Raw genomic sequence first — 20,397 nt, 5'->3', positions numbered from 1 at the left:
GACTCCGGCCAATCCGGACAGTCACCAAACTTGTTGGGGGGAAGCAGAACATCGTCTGCTAAACCGATAATCAGGGCGGCGTACACTCAGGTAACCCGCCCGACCTTCAACAGGAGTTAGAGCAATCATGCTTTTTTTCGAAGGGTCTGAGAAGAAGATCGAGGTGGTTCTCCAGCCGGGTCAGCCTTCACTCAGACAATTGGAACGCGAATTCTGGCAGCAGATCGTTGCCAAGGCCAATGCCACCATCCTCTCCTCTGTGCACAATGAGGAGTGTGACGCCTATCTGCTGAGCGAATCCAGCCTGTTTGTCTGGGAAGATCGCTTCCTGATGCTCACCTGCGGCACCACCACTTTGGTGGACGCCGTAGTCAGCTTCCTGGAGCGCTTCTGTGCCGACAATCTGGCCATGCTCAGCTATCAGCGCAAAAATGAGTACCAGTCCCACCTGCAAAAGAGCTCCTTCGAAGAGGATGTGAAGGCGCTGCAGCAGCAGGTCGAAGGGGTGGGCTACCAGCTGGGCTACCTGGATGGGCATCACAACTACATCTACCACCTGGACCGTCCCTATCAGCCGAAAGAGGACGATGCCACGGTAGAGCTGCTGATGTACCACATCAACGGTGCCAATGCCCAGTACCTGCGCAGTGAAGAGCAAACCCTGGAGGGGATTCGTCAGCGGCTGAACTGGGAGGCTCTGCTGCCCGGCTTCCAGCTGGATGACTTCCTGTTCGAGCCCTTTGGCTACTCCATGAATGCCATCCGTGGTGATCGCTACGCCACCATGCACATCACCCCGCAGGAGAACAGCTCCTACGTCAGTTTCGAAACCAATCTCAAAGGCGAGGAAGCCACCCAGGTACTGGATGCCCTGCTCAAGATTCTGCAGCCGGACAGCTATGACCTGATCAGCTTCAGTCAGCAGTTGCATCTGAATCATCAGCCTGGGGTTATCTGCGTAGATCAGGCTATCCAGCCGCTGAGCTGCGGCTACACCCTGCGCTTCGCCCACTTCCTCAGGCCCACCTGTGCCGAGCGCAGTGCCGACCTGTTGACCATCTAACCGGGCTTTTCGGTGGCGGCTGGTGACAGCCGCCACATCTTCACCTGATTTTTTCCATGCTGTTTGGCCAGGTAAAGCTGCTGATCGGCAATACGAACCAGCTGATCGAAGTCCTGAAACTGCTTGGCCAGATCCACTCCGGGTTCAATCAACGCCACACCTATGCTGGCGCTGATAGGGCGTTTGAGCAGGGCGGTCGACTTATGCAACCGCTCAATCTGCTCTCTCAGGGTTTCCGCCAGCTTTTCCACGGTGTCAGGCTGCACCTCCACATAGATGACGCAGAACTCCTCACCGCCATAACGGCAGCCAATATCCTCACCACGCCTGGCCACCCGCTTTATCTCCCTGGCCACGCACACCAGGCAGTCATCCCCGGCCTGATGACCAAACTCATCGTTGTAGGCTTTGAAGTCGTCAATATCCAGCATCATCACGGCCCCGCCATATTTGGCCCGGCACAGCCGGCGCCACTCTCGAACCGCAAAGTGGTCCATGCCGCGCCGATTGGCCAGGCCGGTCAGAGAATCGGTCTGACTGAGATCCTGCAACTGTTTGCGCTGCTTCTCCACCCTGCCGATCAGGCCGTTGAAGGCATTGACCAGATGCTGGAACTCCCGCACGTACATGTTGACGGTGAGTTTTCGGTAGTGACGATCACGCTCCATCTGCCGCAACTGGGCACTGCCAAACTCTATGGGGGTCACGAAGATGCGCCACAACAGGAAGTTGGTGGCGGGCAGCATCAGCACCAACAGGACGAAGGCGATCCACTCCCGCTGCTCCACACCGTGCTTCACCTTGGCCGAGTAGGTCAGGGTGAGTACCCAGGCCCCCTTGGCCAGACTGTCCCTGACCAGCAACTCACGCTGCTGGACTGGCTTTTCAAACTCCGTCAGGGTCATCAGTGCGGGCAGGGAGAGATCTTCCGACGCGGCTGAGCGGGCGGAGACCCGAATGCCCAGCTTGGCAAAGCTGGCCTCCATCTCGGACACTTTTAAGGGCTTGAGCAGCAACAGATAACCCAGGCTGCAACCCAGTTTTTCCATGCTGCAGACGGTGGAAGCGCTGTAGCTGTACAACCCTTCGTCTGCCCAAAGCAGGCCTGTGGTGGACATCTCGCTCTCGGGCAGCATCGCCGGCATCAGCCTGGCGCGCTCGTAGGCAACGTCCTCCACCAGCATCGGGAAGTGTTGGGGTTCCTGGGTCGAGTGGGCAACAAAGCTCTTCAGAGAAAGGTCGGGGCCGTACACCATGGCGATCTCCGCCCCCTTGGTCAGCCTGGGCGTGGTCTCTCCACCGGTGAGCACCACCTTGGCCCACCTGTCGTAGCCCGGCGAGGCCGCCAGCTCAGTCAGCAACATCTGCTGCTGAGAAAAGTACTGGCGAACCGTCAGGGTTTCATGCCACTGAAGGGTAGCCACCTCCCGTTCAAGCATGGGAATGATCACCAGCATACGAATCAGCCAGTAACTCGCCACCAACACCAGTATCAGCACCATGGACAGCAGTAACGCCAGCCTTTTCAGAGTCATCTGTTTACCTCAGCCCGAGAGGTAAAGTGTGGCACGGCTTTGCTGGTTTAGCAGAAAAACGAAAAAGGGACGCTGATGCGTCCCTTAAAAATCAATGAGCTGGCCCTAACTGGCTAAACAACCTCTGCGGTCAGGGGCTCCAGGGTTCTTGGAGTATAAAAGTCCTGATCCGCCAGCAAGCGTTCACGACGGAAGCCCGCCTGAACCAGCCTTGCCATAGAAGCATCCACCATGGTGGGCGAACCGGTGAGCACCACCCGGGCACGCTGCCGCTCAAGAGGGGTCATCCAGGTCAGGCGTTGCAGCGCCACGTCAACCACATAGCCCTGACTGTTGCTCCAGCCTTCGGGAGGGTTTTCCAGGGCCAGGTCCGCCATAAAGCGGCGATCATTCAGCCACTGCTGCAGTTGCGGCAGCTCGAACAGTTCGCTTTCATCCCGTCCTCCCCAGCACAGATAGATGGGCTGAGCACTGCTGCTGGCCAGACGGTGCTCAATCACGCTGCGAGACTGACTGATGCCACAGCCGGCACTGAGCACAATAAGAGGATCCTTGTCCCACTCCTGCTCATAGACAATCTCACCATCCACCAGAATGGGCACCTCGGTGCGGCTGGTCAGGGTTTTGATTACCTGATCACAGGCTTTGCCTTCGGGGAAGTGCTGAATGTACATCTCCAGCTCGCCACCTGGCTGAGGGTCATTGGCCATGGAGTAGGGAACGCACCAACCGTTATCCAGACAAACCTCCACATACTGACCCGCTCGCGCAGCCATGGGGCTGTGAGGACGCAGGCGTACGTGATAGACATCCTGATTGACCAGCTTGGCGCTGACAACAGTGGCGATGGTAGCGTTCATGGAAACCTCGTTTCTAGGGTAAGCAATCGCAGTCTAAACCCAGGAGAAAGGTTGGCCCAGCCAATGCAGGCCACAGTGTGATCAAACTCCCCGCTTGATGGTCAGTTTCCACCGAAATAGGCACCTATCTCCCCCACCAGCAGATAGGGCGCGGCACTGAGGAAGGGGATGAGGCTGGCCAGCATGACTTTGGGGGCGGCAAGGCCACAGCGATTCTGATGCAGGGAGAAGAACAACCCGTAGAGAAAGAACGCCGGGTAAAGCAGTATGGTTATCGACACATAGTAGTTCACCAGGGTAATGGGCACTGCCCCGACGGACTCGGGCAGGCTGAAGTCCACCAGCCCCAGAGCCATCATCCAGAACATCATCTGAATTCCCAGGGGAACATAGATAAGGGCGATCCACCCTTTGAGCCAGGGACGGCTCAGATCCTTCTCCTCTCTCGGCATAGTGCCAGCACTCCTTACTCGGTCTCCCCACGGAAGACTATTGAATCCACGGAAAAAGTGTATCCCAGATCACATTTTTTCAGAAGAGAGCAATCCCTTGCATTCGCCTCGGAAATCCGCACACTGAATCCTCGTTTTTCTGAAGGAGTCCCCATGCTGGAAGTCGCCTGTGCCCTGATCGTCCATCAGGACAAGCTGTTGTTATGTCGTCGCCACCCCGACGGCAGCCAGGGAGGCCTGTGGGAGTTTCCCGGTGGCAAGTGCGAACCCGGCGAGTCCCTGGAGCAGGCCCTGGCACGGGAGCTGAAAGAGGAGCTGTGCATCGAGCAGCAGGTTGGCCACCACCTGGGCACCTCGGAGCACCATTACGGCAGCAAGGGGGTCAGACTGCATGGTTACTATTGTCAGTGGCGCCCTCAGCCTATCCAACTGACCGGCAGCCACGACCGCTACCTGTGGGTTGAACCTGATAAGGTGGACCTGACCACCCTGGCTCCGGCAGACCTGCCGCTGCTGCAGGCGCTAATCCATGAACAGGGATCACTCCCCAAGACCTGAGCCATTGACCCTGCTGAGCTTTAGGCCTAGGGTCTGATGATCTTTGGTGCGAGGGCTTGGCCGAGAGTGACGGTGGCCAATCAAGGCGTTCGATTGCAGGCATAGTGGTTCTACGTCAAAATCGAACAACGCAGAGTGGCTGCCGTCAGGCCGGCCCCGAAGGGCGCAACGACATTGCCAACAGCTCATCCAGACCAAATGAAGACCAATCCAATTGGCTTCACAACAGCCAAATGTTGGCGCAAGACGACTCAGCAAAGTTCAACAGGCCCTAAACTTTTGGCCAACGAAAATACAAGGAACACCCTATGAGCAACGCGGTATCTGACATCTTCGATCCCTCCCTGTGGGAGGAGGTGGAAGGGTTCGACTTCGAAGACATCACCTATCACAGAGCCAAAGATCAGGGCACGGTTCGCATCGCCTTTGACCGCGCCGACTGCCTGAACGCCTTCCGCCCCAAGACGGTGGATGAACTTTACCTGGCCCTGGATCACGCCCGCCAATGGTCTGACGTTGGCTGCGTATTGCTGACCGGCAACGGTCCCTCCGCCAAAGGGCAGTGGTCCTTCTCCTCCGGTGGCGACCAGCGCATTCGGGGCAAAGATGGCTACAAGTACGAAGGTGAAGAGAAGGGCAAGGCCGATGTTGCCCGCATGGGCCGACTGCATATCCTCGAGGTGCAGCGCCTGATCCGCTTTATGCCCAAGGTAGTGATCGCGGTAGTACCCGGCTGGGCCGTGGGCGGCGGACACAGCCTGCACGTGGTGTGTGACCTGACCCTGGCCTCCAAGGAGCACGCGGTATTCAAGCAGACCGATCCGGATGTGGCCAGCTTCGACTCCGGCTACGGCTCCGCCTACCTGGCGAAGATGATTGGCCAGAAGCGTGCCCGCGAGATCTTCTTCTGCGGCTTCAACTACAGCGCCGATGAAGCCTTCCAGATGGGGATGGTCAACAAATCCGTCCCCCACGCCGAGCTGGAAACCGAGGCACTGCGCTGGGCCAAGGAGATCAACTCCAAGTCCCCCACCGCCATGCGCATGCTCAAGTACGGCTTCAACCTGCCGGACGACGGCCTGGTGGGCCAGCAGCTGTTTGCCGGTGAAGCCACTCGCCTGGCCTACGGCACCGAAGAGGCCCAGGAGGGCCGCGACGCCTTCCTGGAGAAGCGCGACCAGGACTTCGGCAAGTTCCCCTGGCACTACTGAGCAACATCGACGAAAAGGCCGCCCATCGGGCGGCCTTTTTTATGGCGCAAAAAAAGCGCCCTATTGGGCGCTTTGGGTCACTGAAAGTAATGATGATACTTAGAGCTTGTGCCCATGGTGAGCCATCACCTTCTCAGGGGTGTGGCACACGGCGCAGGCTTCCTGAGCCGCCTGAGCCTGGGCCTTGTCGTCACCGAAGTAACCACCGTTGCTGATCATGTGAGACATGGCGGCATCGGACAGGTACTTCTGATGGCAACTCATGCAGGCACCCACGTCAGGAGAGGCATACCAGGTCTCGGCCACATCCTTCTCCTTGACGGTGCTGGGCACCGCCAGGGCGCTGCCAGCGTTGCGCCCCAGTTCGAAACCATAAGCCAGACCACCCCAGCCCTGCTCGGCAGAGTGGCAGGTCATGCAGTCGGTCTTCAGCAGAGTGCCACTGCCACCATGGCCGTTATCATGCCCCTCGGCCTTATGGGCTTTGTACATGAAGCTGGAGGACTTCAGATAGCCGGTGGGCTGGTGATCCACCTCCACGTCCACCAACTTCTTGTCGTTGGTGTGGCAGGCGATGCAGTTGACACCGTTGGAGTCGTGGTAGAACTCCTTGGAGTGGCAACCGAAACAGCTCGCCTGGTCGATGATGGCACGGCGCGACGGCACCTGGGACTCGCTGTCACCCAGGATGATGCGAACCGGCTCACTCTGAACATAGGCCGGATAGGCACCCTCGCTGACGCAGTCGGTGCGAACCGCACTGTTGTCCTCGAAGCACACCTTCACCAACGGCAGGACCTCCAGAGTCTTTTGAGCGATATCGGCTGGCAGGTCCAGGGTATAGGTGGTGCCGCGCTTGACCTTCTCAGTGGTCAGGTGGAAGGTGCCATCGGCGTAGGTGGTGGAACCGTCGCCCTTGAGGCTGAAACGACGGTGCTCATAAGTCGTCCCCTCGCTGAAACCCTCTCCCTCAAGGGTCACCCGCTGCTCGGGATAGTCCTTGTCCACATCCCAGCTCACCACCACATAGGGGTTGGAATACCCCTGCTGGTAGATCTCATCGATGGTGACCAGGTTGCCGTCGGCATCGACGACCTGAATGTCCATCTCCAGCAGATTCTCGGCGTTGACCACGATGTTGGACACAGTCACCGAGTATCCCGCCGCAGCGTCATAGGGCGCACCGTGCTTGCGGTGGTCTACGCCACTGTGGCAATCGGTACAGGTCAGCTGCGGATTCTTGTCGGAGTTGTGCTGCACGGGGCTGTCGGTATGACAGCCGATGCAGGCATTGGCGTTGGCATCCTTCAACCACAGGTCGGCATCGGCCAGGGACTCGTTTCCGGTGTGACAGGCGGTGCAGTCCATGAAAGGCTTGGTGGGAAACGCCGGGTAATCGAAGGCGTGTGGGCCGTGATAGCCGGAAACCGTGTAGGGCATGGGCACCACATTCCCCTGCTCATCCTTACCCTGACGATTCGGTCCCATGTGGATGGCGTGAACCATATGCCCCAGCTCGACAGACACGCCCTCGGGATCGGACACCAGCCCATTGTGACAGGACTGACAGTTTTCCAGATCCAGACGCCGGCCACCATGGGCCTTTAAGCTATCGGGCTGATGGCAGGTATAACAGGTGTCCATCAACAGCAGTTCCCGGGTCTCCACTCCTTCCTGGGTTCCGCTGGAGGGGATCCAATCATAGTGAGCATTCTCAGCCAGTTCATGGCCGGAGTCATACTCGAACTGCATCTCGATGGCCAGTCTCTGGGTCAGAGCCGGATCGAAAACGACGCCCGCCGGATCCTGCCACTGAGACAGGTCGGTATGGAAACGGTAGCTGTAGCTGCCATCTCTGTTGTCCTGGAGGCAATCCGGACAATCCTTTAGCTTCTCAAACCCCTGCTCAAAAGTGGTACCAGCCTCATTGGTGGCCTCATTCAGCAGTGACTGCCACTGCTTGAGGTCATCCTCTACCGCCAGCTGCGCCACGGAAAAGCGGAAGTCGTGGTAGGGGTTGCTGCCATCGAGTCCAAACAGACCCACCCCCTGGGCGTTGGTCAGCTCAAACCCGACGGTAATAATACCCTCTGCGTAGCTTGCTCCCTTGATCTCGGCAATGGCCTCCTGAGCCATATCGATATGCAGGCCAACGCTGCCGGGCGCACCTGGATCGCCCGGTTGCCCTGGCTGACCGGGCTGCCCATCCTTGCCGTCATCGCCATCCCCGCAACCGCCCATCATCAGAGCCGACGCCATCAACAGCGCCAACGGCGCCTTAGGTGTTTTCATCATTATCATCTCCGTAAAACCATCATCACTGTGGTCGCAGCCATGGTAGGTATCCGGACCACTCCGGGAATTGACCGCCATCACCCTTGAGCAGAGCGACGCAAAAAGAGGATTTCGCTACGGGGCGCCCTGGAGCAGAGGCCCCGGGCCGGCAGACATGAAGGTTTCAGGCAAACACCTCGGCTTTTTCAATATTTTTCGGAGCTTTCACCAAGTTTGATTTTGCGAATTAACCAAAGTCGGCATTTGCAATTCTCGGAATCGCCTCGAATGTCAGGTTCGGACGTGGACGGGATCACGAAACACGATGGCGACAGTGAGGGAGGCTCATTTTCGAACAGGTGACAATCGCCAACCTTCTTGAAGCTGGGTAGATTAGCTCGAGTCTTACTCAGGGATCGGAACCGTGAACAAGTTGCAACACTGCACCCTCTTCCAGATAAACCTCTTCGTGGAAGTGTATGAGCGCCTCAACGCCAAGGAGGTGGCCACCACCCTGGCAACCACACCGGCGGCCATCAGCCGGGGACTGAACTCATTGAGAGACTGCCTGGACGACCCCCTGTTCATCAGGCGCCAGCCAGGTTTTGAACGCAGTCAGGTAGCCGAACAGCTCTATCCGGTATTCAAGCGAATGCAGCAGCTTTGGCAACAACATCCCAGCTTTACCAGCCTGGCAGACAACCTGCTTAAACTCAGCCTCTCCAGCCTGGATCTCTTCTGCCAGCTCTACAATGGCAAAGGCATCGCCCAGCTGGCAGAGCAGCTGGAGATGACCACATCCAAGCTCAACCGCAAGCTCAAGGGGCTGAGGCTGGCCCTGAAAGACCCGCTGTTCAACCGCCAACAGGGGGGTATGCAGCCCACAGAGGCGGCTCACCACCTCTATCCCCTGATGCGCCAACTGGTGATGTTGGCCGAAGAAGCCTGCGGAACCGGAGAGGCCCTGCAAGATGGAAGCAGCGCTAGCCTGACCATCATCACCGTCCCTCAGATCGCCATGTCTTTGCCCCTGGCGTTGCACCAGGCTGCCAAACGCCACCAGACCCAGCTGACCCTGAAGATGGAGTACTGGAACAAGGAGAGCGCCCAGCGACTGATCAGCAATGAAGCCGACGCGGTAATCGCCTTCGAGCCAGCTGCGCGAGATGGGATATACACGAAGAAGGTGATCCAGATTCGAGCCGGCTACCTGGTAGCCAAAGAAGACCACCCGGTTTGGGAGAATCCCTGCCCTGAGCAGCTGATCAGATACCCCCTGGTGAAACTGGCTTCCCTGCCCTTCCCTGACAACCAGTCCCCCCTGGCCTGTTACGCCCGCTCCAGAGGAAAACTGCAGGATGAACTGGCCACGGTTCCCGACCTCGGCTGCGCGGCCCACCTGCTGCTGAACAGCGAAGGAGTGATCATTGTCGGCATCCGCTCTGCCGTCGACTATCTGGAGCAGTTCAAGGGACTTAGGACGCAAAAGATGGGTTACCAGCAAGACAAACAGGTGCTGGATCATTTCAGCCCCCCCAGTACCTATCTGTGGCTGAAGCAGGACGCCCAGGGAAGGTTGGCCACGCCGCCCTGGCTGCAACGCTGCCTGGAAAACTACATACTGGAAGCACACCAATAAAAAGGCCGCCCATCGGACGGCCATTTTCTTCCCCTGTGCGAGGTGCAAGGGCTTCACCATGCTAGCGCAGCCAACATCAAAATCTCGTCAAAAAAACTGACTTTCTCACCCGGATTTTCGCTTTTGCCGAGGTGCTATCGCTTCCGGTTTACACCGCTTTTCCAGCGACACCTCAAGTCGTAGAGTCTGTGATCAATCACAGTGAAAGGGGGAAGATCATGCACGCCGTCCAAACTCCTGCCCAGCGGCAGGAGCGCCCGATGCCGCCCAGCCTGGACCAGCTCCGTCAGCACCTCAGAGCCATGATTCTGCCATTGGGCTTCTCCGGATTCTGGTATCAGGGGATTCCCCATCATGCCAGGCAAAATTATAACGCCCCCTGCCGAAGCCAGCTGTTTACCCCGGCAGCCCTACGTCGTCCGGTGGCGACTCTGGCGTCCTCCAGCCAGGTTCAGAGCCTGCAACGCCTCTACCTGTCCCGGGTGGCGCGCCAGGACCCAAACTTCGAACAAAGTCTGGATCTCTCCTCCCCTCATCGCTACTGCTTGGATCCCGCTGTTGCCCCTCAGGCAGCCCGGCTCTTCCTCAACCACGATGTCACCTCGGTACTGAGCTGGCCACTGCCCAGTTTTGGCCTGAGTGCCTGGAGTGGACGCTTCATCCTGCTCAGCACCCAGCAAAGGGACTCGACGACAAAAGAGGAGTTGGAGCAAACCCTCAGGCAGGGGCAGGCTCTGCTGTTGGACAGTCATCGCACCTCGTTTAACCCCTATCGGCAAAGCCGGTTATTTAATCCGACCGCCATCGAAGTGCTGAAAATGGCGGCACTGGGATTTCATAATCACGAAATTGCCGAGCGGCTCCACATTACCGCTCGAGGAGTGGAATATCATATGGAGTCGTTGAGAAATAAGCTTGGGGCGGCCAATCGAGCCAACCTGATTCATATCGCCCACCAATTTGAGTTGTTCTGAAATATGTTGGTACTCCTGGTCGAAGACAATCACCTATTGGCAAAAAACATCCTACATTATCTGGAACTTAGGGAGATAGAGTGTGATTTTGCCGACACCCTGGAGCGGGCAGAACAACGCCTGTCTCACCACCACTTCGATGCCATCATCCTGGATCTGAACCTGCCGGATGGCGATGGCGTCACCGCCTGCCGGCGCTGGCAGCAGCAGTGCATCAATACGCCGGTAATCATGCTGACGGCCCGGGGCAGCCTCAACGACAGGCTCGACGGCTTCGATGCCGGTGCCGACGACTACCTGGTCAAGCCCTTCGCCATGGAGGAGCTGGTGGCCAGGCTGAAGGTGATCTCCCAGAGGCGCCCGGCCCCCAAGACACTCAAACTCGGTGACCTGGAGATCGACTTTGCCCGCCACAGCGCCCACCGCCAGGGCCAACCCCTGAATCTTTCCAAAACTGGCTGGCAGATTCTCTCTCTGCTGGCCAGGCGCAGCCCGGAGATCGTCGAGCGTGAAGAGATAGAGCGCACCCTGTGGCCAGACAGTCCGCCGGACAGCGACAGCCTGCGCAGTCATCTGCACCTGTTGCGCCGGGTGGTAGACAAACCCTTCGAGACCAAGTTGCTGCACACCGTCAGAGGTGTCGGACTCAGCCTGAGGAGCACCACAGATGGCGCGTAAGCTCAGCCTCAAGCGCACCTATCAGCTCTATGGCATCGGGTTTCTGGTTCTGACCCTGGCCATCAACAGCATCATCCCCCTGTGCATGATGTGCACCGGCATGTTTTCCATGCATGAGATCACCATGACCAACGCCGGGCAGGCCGCGCAGCAGTGGTTTCAGCTGACTGACCAGCCCTATGAAACACAGAACCTCAGGGTCTACCGGCGCTGGTCAGAGGTTCCGGAACTGGCGAAACAACTCAACGACAACAAGCGACCGATGCCAGAGCAGGGGGTACTCCATCATCACGATGACGGTGCCTACATCGATGCCCTGATGAATTACCAGGGCAGCGATGGCCAGACCTACTTCATCTGGCTCAGGTACGACGCCACCCACGACCTGGTGTTCGCCCCCAAAAACATGACCGCCATACTGCTGCTGATCACCATGACCTTCTTCGTGGTCGCCAGCCTGGCGTTCTACATGCAAAACCAGGTGATCACCCCGGTGCACCAGATCAGCCGCGCCATCAAACAGCACGACTGGCAGAACATGAAGCCATTCAGCTTCCCCAAACAGTGCTACGCCGAACTGCAGTCCATCGTGGACGCCCTGGATAACTCCCTGAAAAAACTTCAGGAGGCACAGCAGAGGGAACTCAGTTTCCTTCGCTTTGCCAGCCACGAGCTGCGCACCCCCATCGCCATCTGCCAATCCTCCTTTGAGATCCTCAACCTCCAGCAGGGGCAGCTCAGCGGCCCCACCCTGCACGCCAGTCAGGCCACAGCCCAGATGAAATCGATCACCGAGACCCTGCTGTGGCTCACCAATGAGGAGTGCAGCCCCCTTGATGAGGAGGAGGTCGAGCTTGGGCAGCTGCTGGAAGAGGTGGTTTCAGGCCAACGTCAGGCTCAGGGCTATCTGACGCACATCGACATCGAAAGGGACGACACCCGGCTCCGGCTTCTGAAAGAGCCCCTGGCCATCATGCTCAATAACCTGATCCGCAACGCCATGGAACACGGTGCCCAGGGAGTGGTGATTCGCCAGCAGGGGGAGTCGATAACCATCAGCAATCCCACCAGCGAAGACAATCACAGCGGTTTTGGCCTGGGACTGATGCTGGTCAGGCGATTGGCCAAACAGCTGGGATGGCAGTTCAATACATCGAGGGAGCAGGGGCATTTTTGCGCCAGACTGCAGATACAGTCCTAGCAGAAAAATGGCGGCCTACCCGGTCGCCATTTTTTATTTTGGTGAAAATAATGTCGAAGCCATCGGATGTTTTGACGCGCATTTGACATTGAGTTTATCTGTCGGGGAAAAGACCTCTAAAGTTCGGCCGATTGTGTTAATTACCCCACAGCATCCAGGTGAAATTTATAAACCTTTTTCCATTACTTCCTAAAGCCACAGAGTTATATTTCACTTAAAAATCAGCGCGAACCAACTCACATTAATCCCTGAGCCAATAGTTATTCTGTCTCCGTCAATTATAAGGGGACACTTATTATGAAACTCAAACTCCTGGCGGCAACCATCGCCCTGGTTGCCACCCCGGCCCTCTCCGCCACCTCTTTGGACATCGGCTACAAGGCCTACACCTCAGACACCAAGGATGATAATCGCGGCGCCTATGACCAGCCGTTTCTGAAGCTGAGCCATTTCAACAAAGCAGACTGGGGCACCCTGTTCGCCTACGTGAAACTGGAAAACCCCGGTGAAGTCAAAGACGCCCAACATGGCGCCGACGGCAAACTGACGGTTAAATCCCTGGCCATCGTCGACAAACAGATTGGCGACTCCGCCTACAACTGGTGGTTGCAGAACTTCCTCTCCTCCAACCGCACCGTGATGGAGGACAACCTCTACCTGGGTTTCACCACCAACCGTAAATATGGCCAGCTGTTCATTAATGCCGGATTGGGGGTGAACTACTCCGCCGCCTCCTTCAGCCCCACCAACGCCAGCTTCGACGGCCTGACCGGGGGCGCCGCGGTGATCAATGCGCGCTATCCGCTGCAGTTCCTGGGCCTCAAACACTCCCTCAGCATCAACTACGAGGGTCAGTTCGGCCGGGACGACGAGCACCAGAGCACCCTGGGCTACGACAGCTACGGCCACCAGATCATCACCACCCTGAAAACCAGCCTGGGAGATGGCGTCTACACCAAGCTGCATCTGACCCAGTTCGACAGCTGGGGGGCCACGCCCAACGATGGCATCGAGTACGGCCTGGCCGTTGGCTTCAGCTTCTGATCGAGAGGACTACTGAATGATTAAGAAATCTCTTATCTGCGGCGCCATCCTGGCGCTGATGGCGGGCTGCAGCGCCCAGACCGAACAACCCAGCGTCACCAGTCAGGGCAAGGCCTTTGGCAAACACGGTGAGATTCAGGTTCAGACCGAAACCAAGGGCGGTCAGCTGGTGGATATCCAGATCCTGAAGCAGAACGAAAACAAAGTGCTGGCCGGTGCGGTGTTCACCGAAATGAAGGACGCCATGCTCCAGGCCAACAGCACCGAAGTGGACGGCATCAGCGGTGCCACCATCACCTCTGGCGCCTTCAAAGAGGCGGTCAACAACTCCCTGGATGCCGCCGGCGTTACCTTGATTGCCGGTGCCGCCAAGGCCGGCAAGAAAGAGAAAGCCCTGGACGCAGAGCAGAACTTCGACGTGGTGGTGGTTGGGTCAGGGGGAGCCGGATTCAGCGCCGCCATCACCGCCAAGAACGCCGGTGCCAAGGTGGTGATCATCGAAAAGATGCCCACGGTTGGAGGTAACTCCCTGATCACCGGCGGCCAGATGAATGTGCCCGGCAACTGGGTTCAGAAGAAGATGGGCATCGAAGACAACATCGAGCTCTACATCAAGGACACCCTGAAAGGGGGCGACTACAAGGGCGATCCTGAAATGGTTCGCATCCTGGCGGAGCAGTCGCTGCCTGCGGCCGAGTGGCTGCGCGACTACATCAAAGTCGACTTCTACAAAGACCAGCTGTTCCAGTTTGGCGGCCACAGCGTCAAGCGCGCCCTGATCCCCAAGAACCACACCGGCGCCGAGTGGATCAGCAAGTTTATGGCCAAGGCCGACGAACTTCAGATCCCCATCCACACCCGCACCACAGCCACCGCCCTAATCAAGGATCAGAGCGGACGGGTTATCGGCGTGGAAGCGGAGCACAATGGGAAGAAGATGGTCTACAACGCCGCTAAGGGCGTGATCCTGGCCACCGGCGGCTTCGGCGCCAATGTGGCGATGCGCACCAAGTTTGTCCCTGAGCTGGACAACCGTTACGGCACCACCAATGCCCGCGGCATCACCGGCGACGGCATTGTGATGGCGGAAAAGCTCAAGGCCAAGACCGCCAACATGAACTACATCCAGACCTACCCCATCTGCCATGTGGACACCGGAGTGATCTCCCTGATCGCCGACTCTCGTTTCTTCGGTGCCATCCTGGTGAACAAGGAGGGCAACCGCTTTGTGGAGGAGCTGGAGCGTCGTGATGTCATCAGCCGCGCCATCCTGGCGCAGACCAACCAGCAAGCCTATGTGCTCTGGGGCCAGGAGATCGAGAAGTACGCCCACACCGTGGATGTGCACAAGGAGGAGTTCGACGAGCTTCACCGCAAAGGCTTCATGTATAAGGCCGACAGCATCGAAGAGCTGGCCGACAAGTTCGGCATCGACAAGCAGGCCCTGATGGCCCAGGTAGCTCAGGTCAATCAGTTTGCCAAGGCAGGCCAGGATCAGCAGTTCAACCATCGCGGTGGCCTCAAGACCCTGCTCAAGCCCCCCTTCTACATGCTGGTGGCCAAGCCCTCGGTGCACCACACCATGGGCGGCCTGGTCACCGACACCCACACCCGGGTCATCGGCGACAACGGCCAGGCGATCCCCGGTCTGTTCGCCGCCGGTGAAGTCACCGGCCTGACCCATGGCACCAATCGCCTGGGCGGCAACGCCATCACCGATGTGACCGTGTTTGGCCGCATCGCAGGTAAGGAAGCTGCCAACCTCTAAGGGGAAGGATTCCGCCCCTTGTTGCCGGCCCTTGCGGCCGGCTTTTTTCTGGAGGCCAACATGACCCCATCTTCTCACTCTCTGCTCACTCCCCTTTGGCTGGTGTTGATGCTGCTGAGCCTCAGTGCATCCGCCAGCAGCCCTGTGCGTCAGCTGCATGGCAATACCATGGGCACCAGCTACAGCATCCGCTGGCAACAGCAGAGTCCGGAACAAAATCCGGCCCAGGTGCTGCACCGGGTCGAGCGCCAGCTGGAGAGAATCAACAACACCCTGTCGGTGTTTCGCCAAGACTCCGAAGTTGTCGCCCTCAACCGCGCACCGGTTGGCCAGTCCATTGGCGTATCGAAAGAGACGGTGCGGGTGCTGAGCCTGGCCAAGCGCATACACAGACAGACGGATGGTGCCCTGGACATCACCTTGGGCCCGGTCATCGAGTTCTGGGGATTTGGAGTGCGCCCCAGGGACTTGAGTCATAAAACCCTGGGACAACTGGAGCGGGTACGCAGCAGGACCGGCATGGAAGGATTTCAGCTAAGAGAGGGCAGGTTCATCAAGACCATTCAGGGATTGGAGCTCAACCCCTCTGCCATTGCCAAAGGCTATGGGGTGGATCTCATCGCCGAGGCCATGATGCAGATGGACATCAGGCACTTCCTGGTGGAAGTGGGCGGTGAGCTTCGCAGTCGGGGCCACTCGCCCCAGGGAAGGCGCTGGCAGGTGGCGGTCACCCGTCCCGAAAAACTGAGCCTGGAGTTTCAGCAGGTAGTGCCACTGACCGACATGGCCATGGCCACCTCGGGCAACTACGTCACCGCAATACAGGCCCAGGGCCAGACCCTGGGACACATCATCGACCCGCGCACCGGTTTTCCGGCCACCTCCGGCCCCCTGTCGGTGACCGTGCTCCACCCCAGCTGCGCCGTCGCCGATGGCTACGCCACCGCCATGATGGTGCTGACTCCGGCCAAAGCCCTCTCTCTGGCCAGAGAGCTGGACCTGGCGGTGATGCTGGTGGAGCGCGGCCCCACGGGCCCGGTCAGTCGCTTCAGTCCGGCACTGCAGAAGATTCTGGATGAAAAGTAAAACACAGAAACTAAAAAACCGGCTCATTGAGCCGGTTTTTTACGGGAATCTTGGAGCGGCTAGAGGGAATCGAACCCTCATCACGAGCTTGGGAAGCTCGGGTAATGGCCATTATACGATAGCCGCGTCAGACACTTAGCTTATGAAATTCCCATATGCCTTGGCAAGATGTAATCCACCCTTTCCCGCTTCTCTTCCTACCCCACCAACAAAAACGCCCCGCAAAGCGGGGCGTTTTTCAAGGAGAGGCGGGTTTACTCAACCACTTCCATCTCTTCCAGCAGGTTGTCGGCACCGTCCAGGTACTTCATCACCCACAGCATGTAGCGGCTGTCCACGTGAATGGAACGGCTCAGGTCGTTGTTGTAGCTCCAGTCGGCGGTGATGGACTCATACACACCGTCAAACAGCAGACCCACCAGCTCGCCACGACCGTTCATGGTTGGGGAGCCGGAGTTACCACCTGTGGAATCCAGGTTGGTCAGGAAGTTCACCGGCACGCTGCCCAGGGACTCCTGCTTGTAGGGGCCGTAGACCTTGTCCTTGATCAGCTGAAGTTGCTTCTCAGAGGCGTGGAAAGGCGCTTCACCGGTTGCCTTGGCGGCCAGGCCTTCCAGGGTGGTGAAAGGTACGGCGACCAGGCCATCCTGCGGAGAGTAAGGCACCACGGTGCCGAAGGTCAGACGCAGGCTGGAGTTGGCGTCGGCGTAAACCGGCAGACCCAGGCTCTCGTTGTAGGCGATGATGGCGTTCATGTAGTCAGGGCGAACCTGCAGCAGGCGACCGGACAGGTCCTTGGCTTCCTTCTCACGCTTCATCTTGGCGTCGTAAGTGGCGACGGCGTAGCGGATGAAGGGGTCGTTGCTGGCCTGGAACTCTTCAGGAGTCTTGTCCAGCCACGCCAGGCGGGTGTCCGCCTTGCCCAGGTCGGTGGTGGCGTACATGGAGTCCAGCTTGCTCTTCAGCGCGTCGGCGTCGAACTTGCCGGTCAGGCCAAATACACGGTCCAGATCTTCCAGGTGCTCGGACGCGGGCAGCTGAGCGTACTTGCCCAGTTGCAGGGCCAGGATAGCCTTGTCCACCTCGACGTCGTAACGACGGTCTACACGCTGCATGGCGGCCTTGATGCCATCCCAGTCACGCTCCTGATAGCCAGGCTCGCGCTCCAGATCAGGCTTCTGCTTTTCCTGGGACAGGCGATACAGACGGGCAGCGATGCTGGTCATCTGGTTGTAGCGCAGGTAACCCAGGATGATGTCGCGATCCAGGTGGGCGTGATCCTCTTCGATCAGCGCGTTCAGCTGGTTGATTACGTCGCCATACTGCTTGGCACGCTTGCTGTCGCTGTTGATCCAATCCAGCAGTGCCTTCTCTTCGCCCATCTTCTTGGCCAGGATGCCGGTCTTGGCATAGCCCTCGATCATGGACTGGAAGTTTTTGGCGTAGTTAGCCAGGCTGGCCAGGGTGCTCTCGTACTTGATGCGGGCGTCGCTGCCTTCGGCAGAGGTCGCCTTGATCAGGTCGATGATCTCCTCACGAGCCACCTTGGACTTGGGGTAGATCGCTTCGAAGTAGGTCTGAACCTCTTCGGCGGTGCGGTAGCGGTTGGTGCGGCCTGGGTAGCCCGCCACCATCACGAAGTCACCGTTCTCAACACCCTTGGCAGAAACCTTGAGGAAACGCTCGGGCTGGAAGGGCACGTTCTCTTCGCTGTAGTCAGCGGGACGACCGTCTTTACCCACGTAAGCGCGGAAGAAGGAGTAGTCGCCGGTGTGACGGGGCCACATCCAGTTGTCGATGTCGCCGCCGTACTTGCCCACGGACATGGAGGGGGTGTACACCAGACGCACGTCACGGATCTCCAGCTCCTTGATCAGGAAGTACTGGGCGCCGCGGTGGAAGTTGTACACGTCACAACGGTAGTCATCGCTCACTTCACACTCGGCCACCAGGGCTTTGGTGTTGTTCTCGATGGTGTTGTAGTACTCCTCGCCGTTCTTGGCCGACTTGGTGCCGGACAACACCTTGTCGGTGACGTCGACCATGGACTCGGTGGCCCAGATCTTGTAGCCAGGTACCGGCTCTTTCTCTTCAGAGCGGGTCTTGGCCAGGAAGCCGTTCTCCAGGATGTTGTCTTCCGGAGTGGAGTGGTACTGGATGGCGCCATAACCACAGTGGTGGTTGGTCACCACCAGGCCATCGGGAGAGACGAAAGAGGCGGTACAGCCACCGAAGTTGATGATGGCGTTCATGGGGAAGGCACCCAGATCCGCCATGGACTTGGCGTCGATCTCCAGGCCCATCTTCGTCAGTTTGTCCTCCAGGGAGGGGATTTGATAGGGCTGCCACATGCCCTCGTCGGCAAGCGCCGTCAGCGGCAGTGCTACCACTGCCGCGGTTAACCAAGCTCTCATTGCTGTTTCCTTCTCAGATTCCGTCTCTTAATACACGGACGGATGATCCTTTAGGGTGGGTGGCGGCAGGCTCACCTGCCGCCAGAATAGTCCGGAACACTCTATCACAAGCGATTGTGCGGAATAACCTCGCTGTAACATCATGAAGCAATTTGGCGGGAAATCAGGTTCATAATCCAGCGAATAGACTAACAAGGCCTCACATCAACTGGGCCAGAACGATGAGCGCTCCCAACAGTGTCGCCAGAATCAATGCCGGTGTGCCGCCCGCTACCCGGTAGGGAGCGTCAACACTGTCGCGCAGCTTCAGCACCGCCGCCACCGGCAGAAAGACGATCAGCACCGCCAACGGCACCGCCGCAAACCCCAGCACGGCAATGAACCCCTCCGGCAGCGCCAGCGCCAGCACCAGAGGGGGAACAAAGGTGATCAGCCAGGTGCCGACCCGGCCGCCTTGGCCCTGACGCAGCTCCGCCAGGTACTCGAACAGGCTCAAGGTCACCCCGATGAAGGAGGTGACCAGAGCCAGATCGGCAAACAGGGTCACCAGGGTGGCGATGCTGCTGGAACCGGTGAGGGTGGCGATGGCATTCACCAGGTTGGCCAGGCTGTCCCCCTGAGCCAGGCTCGCCAGCTGCGCCTGCCCCAGAGGACCGAATACCGCCAGCAGCCACAGGGTATAGCACAGCAGCGGCAGGGCGCTGCCCATCAGGAACACCTTGCGCAGTGAGCGAACATCACCCTCGAGGTAATCCACCAGAGGAGGGATGCACACATGGAAGCCGAAAGAGGTAAAGATCAACGGCAGTGCCGCCATCAGCAGGCTGCCCTGCCCCTGATCGGAAAGCGCCGGAGCCAGGTTATGCATCTCCACCTGGGGCAACAGCAACACCACCAGAATCGCCAGGGCCACCATCTTCAGGCTGAACAGCCCCCGGGTCAGCAGATCCACGTAACGCACCCCAAAGGCCGCCACCAACCCCAGGGTGCAAGCGAAGATCAGGGTGGCACTGCTGCCCCCCAGTTCCACCGCCAACAGGCTCTTGGCCTTGAGGGCCACCAACGACGCGCCACCTGTGAGATAGGCGGCCGTCAGGGCATAGAGCAGGGCCAGGAAACTGGCGGAGCACAGCAGCTGACCGCCCCGCCCCAGACTCTCTCCCATCATCCGGTGAAAGTTGAGGCCACGACCTGTGGCCAGGTTGGCTTCGGTCAGCAACAGGGCGGTATAGCCGGAGAGGCCCCAGATCAGCAGCATCAGCGCAATGGCGGGCCAGAAGCCGATATTGGCCACGGCGATGGGCAGTGCCAGCATGCCGGCGCCGATGCTGGTGCCGGCCACGATGAGGGTGGCGCCTACGAGTTTGGTGTTCAAAGTTAAGTCATCCCGGTGTTGTCAGTAAAAACGCTAGACAGTGGTCGGGAGATTGAACAGGAGGGGGAGCAGGAAGAGACACACCACCTTGCCAATTGAATCCCGACAACTGTCGGTTCAATTAGCCCCAATGGCATGGTCAGCGAGTTAGTTTACGCTCCACCTTGCCATTGAGGCTGGCAAAATCGAGCGATAAAAACGATGGAGTACAGCATCATCTCTACCTGAAAAATAAGTGGCTCGGCGTCAGGCCGAGCCATCAGAC

16 protein-coding genes and 1 tRNA gene are annotated in these 20,397 nt (G+C 58.6%); 10 read left to right on the top strand and 7 right to left on the bottom strand.

The genetic code is table 11. The annotated features are described in order from the left end of the window. The first annotated feature begins 127 nt into the window (after positions 1-127). Positions 128-1,063, top strand: a complete 936-nt coding sequence (locus QUE41_RS02950; RefSeq protein WP_286341468.1) for an adenosylmethionine decarboxylase — start codon at positions 128-130, stop codon at positions 1,061-1,063. Here QUE41_RS02950 and QUE41_RS02945 read toward each other — a convergent pair. From QUE41_RS02945 to QUE41_RS02935, 3 genes are all read right to left on the bottom strand, one after another. Further along, the gene (locus QUE41_RS02945) at positions 1,060-2,598 is read right to left on the bottom strand and encodes a GGDEF domain-containing protein (RefSeq protein WP_286341467.1); all 1,539 of its coding nucleotides are present in this window, start codon (positions 2,596-2,598) and stop codon (positions 1,060-1,062) included. The two genes, QUE41_RS02950 and QUE41_RS02945, sit on opposite strands and share 4 nt — an antisense overlap. A gap of 113 nt (positions 2,599-2,711) precedes the next feature. Then, positions 2,712-3,458 (bottom strand): ferredoxin reductase domain-containing protein, encoded by a 747-nt coding sequence (locus tag QUE41_RS02940; protein WP_286341466.1) that lies wholly within the window; start codon positions 3,456-3,458, stop codon positions 2,712-2,714. Between the two features lie 101 nt (positions 3,459-3,559). Further along, complete coding sequence (locus QUE41_RS02935) at positions 3,560-3,910, bottom strand: hypothetical protein (RefSeq protein WP_286341465.1); 351 nt, start codon at positions 3,908-3,910, stop codon at positions 3,560-3,562. Positions 3,911-4,063: 153 nt separating this feature from the next. On the opposite strand from QUE41_RS02935, the gene QUE41_RS02930 reads away from it, so the two are divergent. Next, positions 4,064-4,468 (top strand): (deoxy)nucleoside triphosphate pyrophosphohydrolase, encoded by a 405-nt coding sequence (locus QUE41_RS02930; RefSeq protein ID WP_286341464.1) that lies wholly within the window; start codon positions 4,064-4,066, stop codon positions 4,466-4,468. Positions 4,469-4,776: 308 nt separating this feature from the next. After that, a complete protein-coding gene (locus QUE41_RS02925; protein ID WP_286341463.1) occupies positions 4,777-5,679 on the top strand; it encodes a 1,4-dihydroxy-2-naphthoyl-CoA synthase in 903 nt (300 codons plus the stop codon). A 99-nt stretch (positions 5,680-5,778) separates the two neighbouring features. Here the strand turns inward: QUE41_RS02925 and QUE41_RS02920 are convergent, their stop codons facing one another. Beyond that, a complete protein-coding gene (locus tag QUE41_RS02920; protein WP_286341462.1) occupies positions 5,779-7,974 on the bottom strand; it encodes an OmcA/MtrC family decaheme c-type cytochrome in 2,196 nt (731 codons plus the stop codon). A 403-nt stretch (positions 7,975-8,377) separates the two neighbouring features. Here QUE41_RS02920 and QUE41_RS02915 point away from each other — a divergent pair, with 403 nt between their 5' ends. The 7 genes from QUE41_RS02915 to QUE41_RS02885 all read left to right on the top strand — a co-directional run bounded on the left by QUE41_RS02915 (position 8,378) and on the right by QUE41_RS02885 (position 16,343). Further along, positions 8,378-9,592 carry a LysR family transcriptional regulator gene (locus QUE41_RS02915; protein WP_286341461.1) on the top strand — a complete coding sequence of 405 codons (1,215 nt, stop codon included), beginning with the start codon at positions 8,378-8,380 and terminating at the stop codon, positions 9,590-9,592. A 218-nt stretch (positions 9,593-9,810) separates the two neighbouring features. Next, positions 9,811-10,566 (top strand): helix-turn-helix transcriptional regulator, encoded by a 756-nt coding sequence (locus QUE41_RS02910; protein WP_286341460.1) that lies wholly within the window; start codon positions 9,811-9,813, stop codon positions 10,564-10,566. Between the two features lie 3 nt (positions 10,567-10,569). Then, the gene (locus QUE41_RS02905; protein WP_286341459.1) at positions 10,570-11,244 is read left to right on the top strand and encodes a response regulator transcription factor; all 675 of its coding nucleotides are present in this window, start codon (positions 10,570-10,572) and stop codon (positions 11,242-11,244) included. Beyond that, a complete protein-coding gene (locus tag QUE41_RS02900) occupies positions 11,234-12,445 on the top strand; it encodes a sensor histidine kinase (RefSeq protein WP_286341458.1) in 1,212 nt (403 codons plus the stop codon). The genes QUE41_RS02905 and QUE41_RS02900 overlap by 11 nt, the downstream gene beginning before the upstream one ends. A 297-nt stretch (positions 12,446-12,742) precedes the next feature. Further along, positions 12,743-13,489, top strand: coding sequence for an outer membrane protein OmpK (locus tag QUE41_RS02895; protein WP_286341457.1), 747 nt, complete (start codon positions 12,743-12,745; stop codon positions 13,487-13,489). Between the two features lie 16 nt (positions 13,490-13,505). Next, the gene (locus QUE41_RS02890) at positions 13,506-15,257 is read left to right on the top strand and encodes a flavocytochrome c (RefSeq protein ID WP_286341456.1); all 1,752 of its coding nucleotides are present in this window, start codon (positions 13,506-13,508) and stop codon (positions 15,255-15,257) included. A gap of 60 nt (positions 15,258-15,317) precedes the next feature. Next, positions 15,318-16,343, top strand: a complete 1,026-nt coding sequence (locus QUE41_RS02885) for an FAD:protein FMN transferase (protein WP_286341455.1) — start codon at positions 15,318-15,320, stop codon at positions 16,341-16,343. A 51-nt stretch (positions 16,344-16,394) separates the two neighbouring features. Here the strand turns inward: QUE41_RS02885 and QUE41_RS02880 are convergent. The 3 genes from QUE41_RS02880 to QUE41_RS02870 form a co-directional block, all read right to left on the bottom strand. Then, positions 16,395-16,469, bottom strand: a tRNA-Gly gene (locus QUE41_RS02880). A gap of 128 nt (positions 16,470-16,597) precedes the next feature. Next, positions 16,598-18,757, bottom strand: coding sequence for a S46 family peptidase (locus QUE41_RS02875; protein WP_286341454.1), 2,160 nt, complete (start codon positions 18,755-18,757; stop codon positions 16,598-16,600). 199 nt (positions 18,758-18,956) lie between these two features. Further along, positions 18,957-20,132 carry an amino acid permease gene (locus QUE41_RS02870; protein WP_286341453.1) on the bottom strand — a complete coding sequence of 392 codons (1,176 nt, stop codon included), beginning with the start codon at positions 20,130-20,132 and terminating at the stop codon, positions 18,957-18,959. Positions 20,133-20,397: the final 265 nt, after the last annotated feature.

It is taken from the genome of Ferrimonas sp. YFM, assembly GCF_030296015.1.
GTDB lineage: Bacteria > Pseudomonadota > Gammaproteobacteria > Enterobacterales > Shewanellaceae > Ferrimonas.
This window is presented reverse-complemented; position numbering and strand designations above follow the sequence as displayed.

Excerpts from the sequence above, each read along its gene's own strand:
- QUE41_RS02950 (WP_286341468.1), top strand. The coding sequence starts at position 128 with ATGCTTTTTTTCGAAGGGTCTGAGAAGAAGATCGAGGTGGTTCTCCAG.
- QUE41_RS02945 (WP_286341467.1), bottom strand. The coding sequence starts at position 2,598 with ATGACTCTGAAAAGGCTGGCGTTACTGCTGTCCATGGTGCTGATACTG.
- QUE41_RS02940 (WP_286341466.1), bottom strand. The coding sequence starts at position 3,458 with ATGAACGCTACCATCGCCACTGTTGTCAGCGCCAAGCTGGTCAATCAG.
- QUE41_RS02935 (WP_286341465.1), bottom strand. The coding sequence starts at position 3,910 with ATGCCGAGAGAGGAGAAGGATCTGAGCCGTCCCTGGCTCAAAGGGTGG.
- QUE41_RS02930 (WP_286341464.1), top strand. The coding sequence starts at position 4,064 with ATGCTGGAAGTCGCCTGTGCCCTGATCGTCCATCAGGACAAGCTGTTG.
- QUE41_RS02925 (WP_286341463.1), top strand. The coding sequence starts at position 4,777 with ATGAGCAACGCGGTATCTGACATCTTCGATCCCTCCCTGTGGGAGGAG.
- QUE41_RS02920 (WP_286341462.1), bottom strand. The coding sequence starts at position 7,974 with ATGATGAAAACACCTAAGGCGCCGTTGGCGCTGTTGATGGCGTCGGCT.
- QUE41_RS02910 (WP_286341460.1), top strand. The coding sequence starts at position 9,811 with ATGCACGCCGTCCAAACTCCTGCCCAGCGGCAGGAGCGCCCGATGCCG.
- QUE41_RS02905 (WP_286341459.1), top strand. The coding sequence starts at position 10,570 with ATGTTGGTACTCCTGGTCGAAGACAATCACCTATTGGCAAAAAACATC.
- QUE41_RS02900 (WP_286341458.1), top strand. The coding sequence starts at position 11,234 with ATGGCGCGTAAGCTCAGCCTCAAGCGCACCTATCAGCTCTATGGCATC.
- QUE41_RS02895 (WP_286341457.1), top strand. The coding sequence starts at position 12,743 with ATGAAACTCAAACTCCTGGCGGCAACCATCGCCCTGGTTGCCACCCCG.
- QUE41_RS02890 (WP_286341456.1), top strand. The coding sequence starts at position 13,506 with ATGATTAAGAAATCTCTTATCTGCGGCGCCATCCTGGCGCTGATGGCG.
- QUE41_RS02885 (WP_286341455.1), top strand. The coding sequence starts at position 15,318 with ATGACCCCATCTTCTCACTCTCTGCTCACTCCCCTTTGGCTGGTGTTG.
- QUE41_RS02875 (WP_286341454.1), bottom strand. The coding sequence starts at position 18,757 with ATGAGAGCTTGGTTAACCGCGGCAGTGGTAGCACTGCCGCTGACGGCG.